We start from the raw sequence: 13,077 nt of genomic DNA on the forward strand, positions 1-13,077 counted from the left end.
CCGATTGTTCCAGAAAAAGTATATTAATATCAAATATACATTAAATAAAAAAAATAAACAATTAAATGTCTGCCGCTTTAAAAACATCGTCAGTCAAAGATTTAACCACATCAGCAGCTTTAAGAAAAGCTTTAATTTCATAATCACTCATTTTTATGGGAATGATCTCTTCGATACCCTTCGCACCGACTTTAGCAGGTACTCCCAGACATACACCTTTAACGCCCTCAATTTCACCATCAAGGTATGCGCTAACGGTCAAGATTCTTTTTTGATCATTTAAGATGGTAGTTACAATATTAGAAATTGCATAAGCTGGGCCAAATTCAGTTGCTCCTTTTCTAATAATTACTTCTTCCCCTGCGCTTTTAACCTTCTCTATAATGTTCCCCATATCAAAATCATGATAATTAGAGAAATATTTGAGTAAAATACCACCAATAGATGTTGAACTTAAAAGAGGAACCATATTTGCCCCATGTTCTCCAATAACCCTGGATCTTACTTCACTAACATTTATATTGAAGTGGCGGGCAATGAAAGTTTTAAGACGCAAAGAATCCAGGTGATTACCCAAACCAATAACACGGGTTTTATCCATTCCAGAAGCTTTTAAAGCCACATGAGTCATTACATCTACAGGATTACTCACTACAAGCAATATAGAATCGGGAGCATATTTAGCAACTGCTTTCGCATATTTTGCAACAATTTTAGCATTGGGAATAGCCAAGTCCATCCTTGACATACCTTCTTTTCGAGCAATACCTGATGTCAAAACAATAATATTAGAACCAGCCAAATCTTCCAGATTACTAGTTGACTTAATATCAACATGAACATCTTTTGCTGCTAAAGCATCATACATGTCCATAGCTTCCCCTTTAATCTTATCTAAACTTTCTTCTCTAGAAACAAGGACCAACTCTCTAAGTGAATATTCTTCTGCCAAACAAAAGGCAGCAGAACTTCCAACCTTTCCTGAAGCTCCAATTACACTTACTTTCAAATAAACACCTGTTTAAGTTAATTACTGTATTATCTATTATTTTTTATTATCTTTAACAAATTGAGATGAGCTAGATATTAATGATGCTCAATGAATAATAGAAATTTATATATTAATCTTAATTTTCATTTAACCCTGAAAATTGGGTACTTTAAATAAATTAAAAATTCAGAAAGCCATTAAGGCCCAGAATTTAATATAATAAATTAAAATTAAGATGATAACCCAAATTAATTATCATCTTTATTCAAATAATTAGAAGCAACTTTTTTAGTATATGTTCCTTCGCCCTTAGCAACTTCTTTTAATGCACTTTCGGCTTTTTCACCACCAATATTACCTAAAGCCCAGGTAGCACCGCCCCTTACAAATCCACTTTCATCATTTAAAACACCTATTAAAGGCTCAACAGCTCTAGGGTCTTTTATATTACCTAAAGCCCAAGTGGCTGCACCTCTAACTTTCCAATCATCATCTGAGAGAATATTTATCAAAGGTTCAACTGCATCAGTCCCCATTTGAGCCAAAGCACCTGAAGCATCTCTGCGAACCCACTTATTATCATCTTTCAAAGTTTTAATCAGGGGTTCAATTGCTTTAGAATCCCCAATGACCCCTAAAGCCTTAGCAGCACCCATTCTAACATATTTATTCGGACTATCAAGGACATCAATGAGTGGATCAACAGCAGGATTTCCGATTTCTTCTAAAAGTTCAATAACCTGCACTCTAACGTGTTCATCATCTTCCTGTAAAGATTCGATGAGTCTAATCACATTTTCTTTTTTCTCCATTTTTTCACCTCGATATTTAATCAATAAATAATGATATAGTTTAATATTGTATCTTTTTGATAAAAGATTTTTCTATATTGGGCCATCTTTGTAAAGATTTCTACAATAATGATTTCTATTAAAATATAATCAATTCTGCAAAATTTATTTTATTAAATAGAAAGCATCCCAATAAGGTCTTTGGCAACATTTTCTCCATCTTTATATTTAATCTCATGAAATAAGTTAAAAGAATTTTTAAATAAATCATACATTTCATCTTTTTCATCTAGGACAAAAAATACAGCACCCATCAAAAGCATGGCAATAGCTTTGCCCTTTTTATCATTACTTCTTTCAAAGATTTTTCGTGCCTGGCCAAAGTGATTTAAAGCTTGAGCAGTATTTTTATTTTTTAAATCATTATCTCCTATCATTAAATGAAGAGTAGCTTGCCCTTTAGTATCATCAATTACTTCAGCAGTTAATAAGGCTTCTTTAAGATATTCTATACCCTCATCTTTAGAATCTTTATAATAAATTGAATAAATATCAGAATTTTCAAGAAGCATTATTGATTCTTCTAACTTTTTAGCAATCTTTTTCATGGATATTTTATCAGATTTAGAAGAGTTATCAGATTTAGAAGGGTCATCTAAATTTTCACCCGCAGCATTTATATCCTCAAAGGGTACCTCATCAAAATAATCGTCATCAGCATATTCTTTCTGATCAACTGAATTCTCTTTTTCATCAAAATCTACTAAATCCAGATCCATGTCCATAGACTCATTTATATGGCCTACTTCATCGATTTTTTCACTCATTTCATCTGCTATTGAAGAGCCAATACTAGCATAAATTTCCCTTGCTTGTTTAAAATTTCTTAGGGCCATTTCACAGTTTCTAGCAGACAAATATGTATCACCAATAAGATCAAAGGTATAAGCTACACCTTCATGATATTTGAGTTTCTTATAGGTATTTAAAGCATCATTAAAGTTTTTTAAAGCATTTTGAAGATCATTTTTTTCCAAATAAATGGCGCCAATATCAATTAATGTCTCGGCTTCTTTTTCTTGAAACTCATGAAGCTTTTCCTCATAATACTTTATAGAACCCTTTTTACTGCCGGTGAAAACATCCATAAATCCCAATATTAACAGAACATCATTCATATAAATCATCTCTTAATTATAATTCTCGACAGAAAATTTTTTTCGATTATAAGATATAATTAACTTTTATAAATTATAATTAATCTATTTTCATGCACTTTAATGAGACTTCCAAACAAAGTTTGCTCGATTCTAATAATTAATCCATCCATTAGAACTTCTTAAACATTAAACTAAAAGTAATTCTAGTCATGATATGAAAATATCATATATAAATCCATATCTATTAAAAATAATCCCCCAATAATTATATTATCCAAGAGATATTATAATAGAGATATTTAACTTAATTATATTCTTATAAACATATATAATTTACATTTAAAGAACATTATTGTTGATTTTTAAAAAAAATCGGTGCTTTTTCATGAAAAAAATTACGGTTATAGGTGGAGACGGAATAGGAAAAGAAGTAATAGAAGCCGCTATTTCAGTTTTAAATTCCTTAGAATTGAATTTAGAATACAAAATAGCTGAAGCAGGAAATGAATGTTTTCAAAAAAATGGAACAAACATACCTGATGAAACAATAAAAATTGCAAAAAAAACTGATGCTACTCTTTTTGGAGCAGTTACAACTGTCCCTGGACAAAAAAGTGCCATAATAACACTTAGAAAAAATTTAGACCTTTTTGCAAATTTAAGACCAATTAAATCACTTCCAGGAATTAAATCCCTATACCCTAACCTGGATTTTGTAATAATTCGAGAAAATACTGAAGGGTTGTATTCTGGATTAGAAGAATACACACCAGAGGGAGCCAATGCCTCCCGATTAATTACTAAAAATGCTTCAATGCGCATATGCAAATTTGCTTTTGAATATGCTAAAACCAATAATAGAAATAAAGTTACTGCCGTCCATAAAGCAAATGTACTTAAAAAAACAGACGGCTTGTTCAAAGAATCATTTTACAATACTGCTAAAAATTATCCGGACATAGAATCAAATGATTATTACGTGGATGCCACGGCCATGTATTTCGTAACAAAGCCCCATATTTTCGATGTAGTGGTTACCACCAATCTTTTTGGAGACATACTCTCGGATGAAGGAGCAGGTTTGGTAGGTGGGCTTGGAATGACACCTTCCGCAAATATAGGTGAAAATAATGGACTTTTTGAGCCAGTTCATGGTTCAGCACCAGATATTGCGGGTAAAGGAATAGCTAACCCATCAGGAATGATTTTATCAACCGTTATGATGCTTAAACACCTTGGAGAATTAGAAAGTGCGAATTTGGTTGAAAATTCATTGCTTAAAGTTCTAAAAGAAGGAAAATTTTTAACACCAGATTTGGGGGGTAACTCCAAAACCATGGAAATAGCCAGAGAAGTTATAAAAAATATTAATATTTAATTTTAAATTTAGTTTATGATTATTTAAAAAAAAATTTAAAATTTAGATAAAATAAGTTTATTGATTCTCAATTTATTAATTTAATTATTTTAATAAACTAAAAATCAAATAACATGATTACTTGGTTATCATAGTCCCTATTCCTTTTTTAGTGAATATTTCCAGTAATATAGAATGTTCTACTCTCCCATCAATAATATGGGCCGAAGAAACACCTTCTTGTATGGCCTGGATGCAAGTCATAGTTTTAGGAAGCATTCCATCTTTAATAATGCCATCTTTAACCAATTCGCTAATTTCATCAATGCTTATCTTCTTTATCAGTGATTCTGGATCTTTAGGATCTTCTAAAATTCCAGGCACATCGGTTAAAACTATTAACTTTTCAGCATCTATTTTTGAAGCAATATCACCCGCAACCGTATCTGCATTTAAGTTTAAAGTATTCCCGGTGTTATCCACACCAATAGGAGAAATAATAGGAATATAATTATTATCAGTTAGCATTTCAATAATCTCGGTATTTATTGATTCTATTTCACCAACCAATCCCAAATCAATCTGTCTTTCTTCACCGGTTTCAATATTTTTAAATACATGAGGTGCTTTTTTTCGTGCCTTAATAAGTCCACTGTCCTTTCCAGATAATCCTACACCTTTACCACCATGTAAACAAATATTAGATACTATACTAGTATTAATTTTTCCAACTAAAACCATTTTAACAATTTCCATGGTTTCTTCATCAGTTATACGTAGCCCTTCAATAAATTTAGGTTCTTTACCCATTTTATTCATGGATCTAGATATTTCTGGACCTCCGCCATGTACTACCACCGGTTCCATACCTACATATTTCAAGAGAACTGTATCTCTGGCTGTGGATTCCATGGCCTTTTCATCAATCATGGCATGGCCACCATACTTTATCATAATCTTTTTTTCGTGGAATTTTTTAATATAAGGCAGGGCTTCCACCAAAATATTCACTGTTTTCATTTAGATACCTACTATAACAATAATAATTTTATTATGAAATAATTATTATGAAATATAATTAATAATATTTAATCTTTGAATAAGATTCAACACATTTACTGCAAGTTATATCATAAACTATGTTGTATATTCCGCATTAATTTTTACATAATCATAACTTAAATCACAGCCATAAGCCGTGGCCGAGTACTGGCCTAATCCTAAATCAACAATAATTTTTATATCCTTGCTTTTCATTATAGCTTCCGCATCAGATAGTTCTTTTGTATTTTCAAAGGCCAACACATTACCTTTATCGACTATTTTAACAGTATTTTTATCATCAGATGATGTTTCAATAGTTAATTCATGGTTTGAAAAAGATTTTAATGCTTTTAAAGAAACACTGATAATTTTCTCATCCATTTTGGCTCCAGAATACCCTGTAGCCGCCACTATACGCCCCCAGTTAGGATCTGCACCGAACAATGCAGTTTTGACTAAAGGAGATTTGGCAATTGATTTAGAAGCTAAACGAGCATCTTCAATAGACTCTGCATTTTTAATTTCAACTTCCATGAATTTAGTAGCTCCTTCCCCATCTTTGGCCATCATTTTTGCTAGCATCTGACAAAGAAAATTCAATGCTTTCTGGAAGTTCTCATCAATCTTTCCAGACTTCCCATTAGCCATTATAACCAACATATCATTGGTACTTTCATCACCATCCACTATAACCATATTAAAACTTTGCTCCACTGCCTCTTTAAGAGCTTTATGGAGTTCTTCAGGTGATGCCTTAACATCAGTGGTTATATAAGAAAGCATGGTCCCCATATTAGGCGCAATCATTCCAGACCCTTTGGTTATACCACCAATTTTAACAACACTACCATCTTCAAGAGTAGTCTCCACTGCAAATTCTTTAGAAAATGTATCTGTCGTCATTATGGCCTCTGCAGCTCTTAAAGACCCTTCAGGAGTATTTTCTAGAGTTTTTAGAGATTCATCAATTAAAGGATTTATTATTTCCATAGGCATTTCCCGACCAATTACTCCTGTGGATCCCACCCCTACATCGTCTGAGTCAATTTTTAAAAACTTAGAAACTGTTTTTGCCATTTTAATTGCATTTGAAATACCATTCTCGCCAGTGAAACAATTTGCATTGCCACTATTGGCCACTATTGCCGAAATATGGCCATTTTCAATTGACTTTTTTGTAATAATAACTGGAGCTGCAACTACTTTATTTGATGTGAATACTGCTGAAGCATTACTTTTTTCATTAAAGATGATTCCCACACCATATTTTCCTTTTTGTGCCCCAGAAGCCAGAACTCCATCAACAGCACAAACACCACCACTAATAATTTTCATGATAAGTCACCAAAATATTTTAAAATTAATAAAAATAAAATTTAATAAATTCCATATTTATGAGATTTGAATGATTATATTAATAATTTAAATATATTTAAGCAATTAAAATATTCTAAAACAAGAATATTTAGAATCCAGATTAACAAAATCAATAAACATTGAGTAGTAATTATTATTTTAAATAACCTTGAATAACTAATTTTTTTATTTAAAATTAATTTTAATGCTCAATATCATGAAAATATCTAGTAATTAATCTTAATCTGGACTTTCATTATTATTGTTATTAATATTGCCATTATTAGTACTTCCCTTGCTATTCCCACTATTACTATCAGATTTAGTCACATAAACCACTTCGGAATCACTGCTCTGAGAATCTTGTGATGGGGAAGTGTTTGAAAGATCTGTAGATTTAGTAGTTGTTATCGGAAAATCCGAACTGTTTGGCTGACTATAATTGAGTGAAAAAGGAGAAGTGGTATCATTTTGAGAAATACCTATCACTATGCCCACACCAGAGCCACAACCAAATGCAATCAAGGAAATTATTAAACCAACAATTATTTTTCCTTCAGTCTCGGGCCTCATGCTACCTCCACATATAAATTTTGTATTTATCTCCTTAAAAAGGTTACCTTTAGGTAGTAATAGCGTAGAGTACAGCTAGGAAAATTGCTACTATTCCAAACTGCCAATATCCTATATTCCAACCTATAAATGTAGCAAAAAATACAAGCAAGAATATTAAAAATGCTTTTGATTTTTTATGCGAAACAAAATCCATAATTGATCTTGCAAATTCTGAGGGAATAAAATAACCATATACTCCATCTGCTACATCAAATACAATCAATGAACTAGGATTCCATAGTTTGATACCATCAGCAAGCTGAGCTCTTTCACCAGCCTCTCTTCGACTTTTTCCTATACCTGCCCTAATTTTAGCACCATTATTAAGCGCATGCCATGCAGAGTCAATTCCTGCTTTTAGAGCCAAATCTTTTGTAGGGAAATTAGCGATAAGGTCATCTCCACCTTCCCTATAACCTTCAATTTTTCCTTTGCACTCTTTTTCAATGAATGCTTTAATATCATTCATTATTTCTACTAAATGATCTCTGCCCTTTTCATCAATAAATTTAGTGGAATCAATAACATCAATAAAAAGGTAGTTGTCATATAAAAGAGGTTCACCTTTGAGTTTGGAGAATTTTGAAGGGAAAACTACAGCGAACTCGCCTCCAAGTTTCGTGAAACCGACCCCTGAAACTTCGCCTATTTCTCTATTTAAATTAATGGATCTTTCAATGGATGCTGCACCAGTCATTCCTACTGCAGCCCGAACACTGATATCCTTATTGTTACCGACCCTAATAAGATCAATAGCCACTCTTATAGCATCATTTTTAGAAAGCAACTTAGCAACAATCTCGCTGGTGCTCTGTTCAACAATTGTACCATTTTCTCGTTTAATTATTTCTGCAAATTCCTGAACTATTCGTCCTTTATTAAAAACTTCCACATACAAGTAACGATCACTGCCCATGATAATATTACTTAAAAGAGCGTATTCATCCACTCTATCCTCAGCAGGCTTTATTTCGATGAATCGTTTGTTATCAGGAATATTTTCCTTTCCAACCTCATTAATAAGGTTTTCAAAAATCTTATTAGTAGTAATATTGGCTTTTTCTATCTCTATAAGCATGGTCTGAGTGTAGTTTATCATTTCCACGTATTCCCTTTCTGTATTATTCGTGGGATAATATTTAGTGCCTATACTCAGCACTTTATGTTTGAGAAAAAACCCAGATAGCGCCCTTAATAAATAGTCTGATACCATTAATCATTTCCTCCCTTTTCTAGGATAATATCAAACTGACCTGGTTTTTCCATAAGCATACTCGGTTTTACAGATACTATAGGAAATTTCCAGGTTCCAAGTCTGGCTGCAATGGTACTAGCAATGTTTCGGGAGTTCTTTTTTACAAAAGAATAGTCATGATCATTAATAGTTATATTTACATTATAAGGGGATTCTTCTAAAATCTCATCGGAGTATATTATATTTAATTCAAAGCTACCTGGTCTAGTGAAAAGATCATTACGAACCGCAACCAATGGTGCGTGATCCAGTTTTAATCTATCACCAACAGTAACGGCTATGTTACCTGCATTCTTTACAGCATCCTTGTAATCTTTGGGATGTACTAAAACAAAAATAATGAAATCACTGGTTTTTTCTGCTTCTTCCACCATGCTCATAACTTTCTCAAAAAGAGGAATCTTCATAAAAAGTCCCTCTAATTTAGGTTCAATGCCCTCTTCTTTGCTTTTAGTGATTCTATCAATAGCTTCCTTAGCAATAGCTATCCCACTAAGTTTCTTACCTTTTTTAATTCTGTAAGAGTCCATGTTCTTCTTTTCAAATTGAGAAAGAGTTTCCGTAGAAATTTTTTGCAGAATATTCTTTATTTTCTTTGGTTTAGAAGAGGTTCCAATATCAATTTCACCATCTTTTAAAGTGAATGGTATTCTTCGACTATTAATATCTTGAAATTCATCAAAATACTCTCTAAAGTTATCATTAGAAAGTATTTTAGCATCATCTTCTTCAGCCAATTTCAGAATGTAATGATCAGCCGTAGTTCCAGAAGGAACTTGATGAAACTCACCATCCTGCAAATAATTATTAAATGATTCTTTATTATCAATTTCATGACGTAACGATGCATCTGCAATGATTACCGGTTCATAACCCAATTTCTTTAAAGATTCTATTGAACTCAATATATTCTTCAAAAGAGGTTTTTCATCTTTTCCTTTCCCATAATGGGCCACATTCGATGCATCTATAATAACTTTCAATTAACCACCTATAGCCAACTAATTATAGATATTCTTAACTTAAAATATAATTTGGAATTAATTTATACGTATTCAATGATTCAATTTTTTATCTAAGAAATGATTCTATTTATAATTTATTTATATTACCAAATATATTATATTAACACCAATCAGTTATTAATTAATCTGTTTAGTTAATAATATTATCTGATAATAAAGAAATACAATCTAAATTTTAGTTTATAAGTATTCTGATATCAAATATTTTATATTAAATTATATAATTAAAATATATAAATAATTAGGGAAAATTAAGTTATTTTTAATATTAATAACCCAAGTACTAAGTAAAATCTATAAAAAATATAATATAATTAAAATAATTTATATACTAGCAATCAATTAGATAGAACATTTATTTTCAAATTTAGCCATCAAATGCTTTTTTCCATATACTTGATTTAAATTTATTTCAAGTGCATTTTCTTCTATATTATATGTGTTAAAAGAATTAAGGTCCTTGCCTCTGAGTTTAAGAGAAGAAACTGTTCCTGCAGTAACAAAAACAGTCTTCTGCAATTCCCATAAATGGGGGACATGTTTATGGCCAGAAATAACTAAATCAACATTATTGTTAGTTAAAGAATGAAGAATATCCCCTGCATCTGCCAAAACATTTCTTTCTCTACCTGTTTTTGGAACAGGAATTATATGGTGGTGAAGAGCAATAATTTGATATTGATTATTGTTTTGGGCCTTTAATAATTCATCTTCCATCCAGATTTGTTGAGGACGGCCCACTTTTCCATAATCAAGATCGGGTTCACTACTATCCAGGCCAATTACAGTTAAATTATCAGAATCATTGCTTAATGTACCACTGCGGTCATGAAAAATTTCTTCAAAAGTTTCATTGCCCACATGTCGAGCATCATGATTGCCTGGAACTACCATTACAGGATTTTCAAACAAGTCAAGATATTCATTAACCTTTAAAAACTCCAAATAATAACCATTATCAGTTAAATCCCCGGTTAAAACAATTAAATCAGGATTTAAATTATTAATCTGATCTATGGCATCTAGGAGAGTTTTTTCAACATGATTATGTGCACCTACATGAAGATCAGATAAATGGGCAATTAAGACCATTAACTCAACCTCATAATAGCTTCAGCTAAATGTACAAACATTAACTCAACCTCATAATAGCTTCAGCTAAATCTCCCTTAGTTTCTTTTAGTGCCTTTTCTGCATCTTCTTTACTAACACCAGTTTGGGTGGCAACCAGTTCAATATCATCGTTAGGAATAACCAATTCAGTCTCAATAGCTTTTTCTTTGGATTTTCCAGTTATTTGATAAGTTTGCTGTCCCATGAAGTCCATTATGTTTACTTTAGGATTTTTAATGATAATTTCCTTGTTTTTTAGTTTTATAATAACTTCTGTGGCACCATGAACTTCTTTCATGTCCATGCCCATTTGTTTCATGCTTCGCTGCATCTGTTTAAGTTGTTTAGGGTTCATTCCTGCTCCAGGTATCATCATAATCCTCCTTTTCTGGTTTTAATTGCCTGACCCACTTGGAAATCCATTATTTCAGCACTATTTAAAAGTGCCTTACCAAAGGCCAGTAAATCATCATTTTCATTTACAATTAAAACCTCTTCATTAGATTTTATATTCTTATCACATTCTATAACAAATTTAGCAAATATACTTTTTCCCTCACGAGCATATGGTTCAGAGTCTGCATTCACCACAACCCTATTTTTAGGAAATTCCATTCTAGAATGAAGTCGCCGGGCACCTTCTTTACTGAGAACAAAAAATCCGTCTGATGCTCTCATAGTTGCTATTAACTCTTTTCCATAATATATGTGCCTTATTTTTCCTGTTTTTTTACTTCTCACAATTTCTAATTTGCCTGCAAAAAGCGCTTCACCCGCCCCATGTCCAAATTGGTAATCCGCTACCATAATTATTTTTTGCTGATCAGCTATTTTTATTTTAAATGATTCTGGGATTGAATAATTTAAAATTAGTTCTAATTCAAATTGTTTTACAATATCGGCACTGACAATGACTTCTTCATATTTTTCAAATAGTCCTTCTACTATTTCTTGGATAAATTTTATGGAATCCAAGTCTAATATTTTAGGAGCATCATTTTGAGCCAGAGGATATACTTCATCCAATTCAAGAGGTATCAGGCCAAAAGGAACATCCACTACCATTATTTGAAGATCATCCATTCCAGTCTTTTTAGATGAACCCATGCTATAAAATTCCCCTAATTCTTGAGGCAAATATTTATGATAAGGTTTTCGATTAGATGGCAAAAGCATTATTCTGCTCTTTTTTGGCATTTGGCCCATTTTTTCCAGATGCCTGTATACTTCCACCCTTTTCAATGATTCTGGGCCACTATAAAAGAAAGCAGATTTTTTAGATGCGGGATCATATTTTTCCATAACGTCCATATAATTTCCTAGTTGACGGTATGCATCTAAAAGGCGAGGATGTGCTCTGCATCGGTTTTCAACAAGTTCCATTAAATTACCTTCTGCAATGGCTTGTTTTATCATCCTTATCTCTGCAAAGCTTACATTTAAGTTATGTTGAGCAATAAAAACCTTTCGCTCACTCTTTTCCATTTTTCTTAAGTCATCTGGAGTGTATTCAATACACACTGGACAGGAACATGGCATTTCAACAAGGTTTTCCAGTTTGTAAGTTCCAGAAACTGTTAAAAATCTGTCATCCTCAGCATAAAGAATATATGCTGCAGAATCAAACAAATCACAGCCCATAGCCACTGCTAGAGCAAAAATCATAGGATGTCCAGCGCCCATTAAGTGCCTAGGCCGGGAATCTGGTAAATGAGAAACTGAGGCAATTACCACATCAACCAAGTCTTTATATTGATATTTTTCCATTAAAGGGACCACCGCACCAATAGGATGAAGTTCAAAGTCCATTTTACCCAATTCATCAGCACATTTTGATCTTAAATCCGGAAAAGTCGATCCCTGAACCACAGAATTTAACGAAATGTCTTTTCTATATTTTAAAGATTCTTTGGCCCGTTCCAGTGTTGTTTCCAGTTCCCTTTCAGCACGGCCTCTGCTTACAAAAGGTGGTGTAGGAATATCAAGTGAAGTTCCTATATCTGAACCTATTAGTTCCTGGAATTCAATAACTTCCTGGTTGTTTATATCAACATCACCATATTCTGAAAGTTGAAAAGAACCAGAATCAGTCATTACTGGGCCATCAAAGTTTATTAAAGAATGGACACCTTCTTTTGAAGCTTTTTCCTTTAATTCTTCATTTTTGTAAATAATGTATGCATTAGTAATTACTATTTCAGCACCTAAAGATTTTACATCAATAGATTGCTTTCCCGGGTGAATCACTGGCATTAGTGCTGGTGTCCTGATTTCGCCATGTTTAGTTTTAATAATTCCGGTTCTTCCTAAATTATCTTTTAATTTTATTTCAAACATTTATCTGTCTCCTTTTAATGGAAGATCCTCTAT

12 protein-coding genes are annotated in these 13,077 nt (G+C 32.3%); 1 reads left to right on the forward strand and 11 read right to left on the reverse strand.

Annotated features, from left to right (window positions below; all coding sequences use genetic code 11):
* Nucleotides 1-61: 61 nt before the first annotated feature.
* From Q7I96_01695 to Q7I96_01705, 3 genes are all read right to left on the reverse strand, one after another.
* Nucleotides 62-1,009 (reverse strand): malate dehydrogenase, encoded by a 948-nt coding sequence (locus Q7I96_01695; GenBank protein MDO9626325.1) that lies wholly within the window; start codon nucleotides 1,007-1,009, stop codon nucleotides 62-64.
* A 230-nt stretch (nucleotides 1,010-1,239) separates the two neighbouring features.
* Nucleotides 1,240-1,803, reverse strand: a complete 564-nt coding sequence (locus tag Q7I96_01700; GenBank protein MDO9626326.1) for a HEAT repeat domain-containing protein — start codon at nucleotides 1,801-1,803, stop codon at nucleotides 1,240-1,242.
* A gap of 152 nt (nucleotides 1,804-1,955) precedes the next feature.
* Nucleotides 1,956-2,960 (reverse strand): tetratricopeptide repeat protein, encoded by a 1,005-nt coding sequence (locus tag Q7I96_01705; protein ID MDO9626327.1) that lies wholly within the window; start codon nucleotides 2,958-2,960, stop codon nucleotides 1,956-1,958.
* A gap of 367 nt (nucleotides 2,961-3,327) precedes the next feature.
* Between Q7I96_01705 and aksF the strand changes: the two genes are divergently transcribed.
* Entirely contained in the window at nucleotides 3,328-4,320 is a 993-nt protein-coding gene (gene aksF / locus Q7I96_01710; protein ID MDO9626328.1) for a homoisocitrate dehydrogenase, read from the forward strand.
* A 117-nt stretch (nucleotides 4,321-4,437) separates the two neighbouring features.
* Here aksF and argB read toward each other — a convergent pair whose 3' ends face one another.
* The 8 genes from argB to tgtA all read right to left on the reverse strand — a co-directional run bounded on the left by argB (nucleotide 4,438) and on the right by tgtA (nucleotide 13,044).
* Complete coding sequence (gene argB / locus Q7I96_01715) at nucleotides 4,438-5,319, reverse strand: acetylglutamate kinase (GenBank protein ID MDO9626329.1); 882 nt, start codon at nucleotides 5,317-5,319, stop codon at nucleotides 4,438-4,440.
* A gap of 117 nt (nucleotides 5,320-5,436) precedes the next feature.
* The gene (argJ, locus tag Q7I96_01720; protein ID MDO9626330.1) at nucleotides 5,437-6,678 is read right to left on the reverse strand and encodes a bifunctional ornithine acetyltransferase/N-acetylglutamate synthase; all 1,242 of its coding nucleotides are present in this window, start codon (nucleotides 6,676-6,678) and stop codon (nucleotides 5,437-5,439) included.
* A 261-nt stretch (nucleotides 6,679-6,939) separates the two neighbouring features.
* A complete protein-coding gene (locus tag Q7I96_01725) occupies nucleotides 6,940-7,272 on the reverse strand; it encodes a hypothetical protein (protein MDO9626331.1) in 333 nt (110 codons plus the stop codon).
* 49 nt (nucleotides 7,273-7,321) lie between these two features.
* Nucleotides 7,322-8,527, reverse strand: coding sequence for a hypothetical protein (locus Q7I96_01730; protein ID MDO9626332.1), 1,206 nt, complete (start codon nucleotides 8,525-8,527; stop codon nucleotides 7,322-7,324).
* A complete protein-coding gene (locus Q7I96_01735; GenBank protein ID MDO9626333.1) occupies nucleotides 8,527-9,552 on the reverse strand; it encodes a Zc3h12a-like ribonuclease in 1,026 nt (341 codons plus the stop codon). Before Q7I96_01735 ends, Q7I96_01730 begins: the two co-directional genes overlap by 1 nt.
* A 384-nt stretch (nucleotides 9,553-9,936) precedes the next feature.
* Nucleotides 9,937-10,686 carry a metallophosphoesterase gene (locus Q7I96_01740; protein MDO9626334.1) on the reverse strand — a complete coding sequence of 250 codons (750 nt, stop codon included), beginning with the start codon at nucleotides 10,684-10,686 and terminating at the stop codon, nucleotides 9,937-9,939.
* Between the two features lie 40 nt (nucleotides 10,687-10,726).
* Complete coding sequence (locus Q7I96_01745) at nucleotides 10,727-11,080, reverse strand: nascent polypeptide-associated complex protein (GenBank protein ID MDO9626335.1); 354 nt, start codon at nucleotides 11,078-11,080, stop codon at nucleotides 10,727-10,729.
* Nucleotides 11,080-13,044 (reverse strand): tRNA guanosine(15) transglycosylase TgtA, encoded by a 1,965-nt coding sequence (gene tgtA, locus Q7I96_01750; GenBank protein MDO9626336.1) that lies wholly within the window; start codon nucleotides 13,042-13,044, stop codon nucleotides 11,080-11,082. The genes Q7I96_01745 and tgtA overlap by 1 nt, the downstream gene beginning before the upstream one ends.
* Nucleotides 13,045-13,077 lie beyond the last annotated feature (33 nt).

It is taken from the genome of Methanobacteriaceae archaeon (assembly GCA_030656015.1).
Classification (GTDB): domain Archaea; phylum Methanobacteriota; class Methanobacteria; order Methanobacteriales; family Methanobacteriaceae; genus UBA349.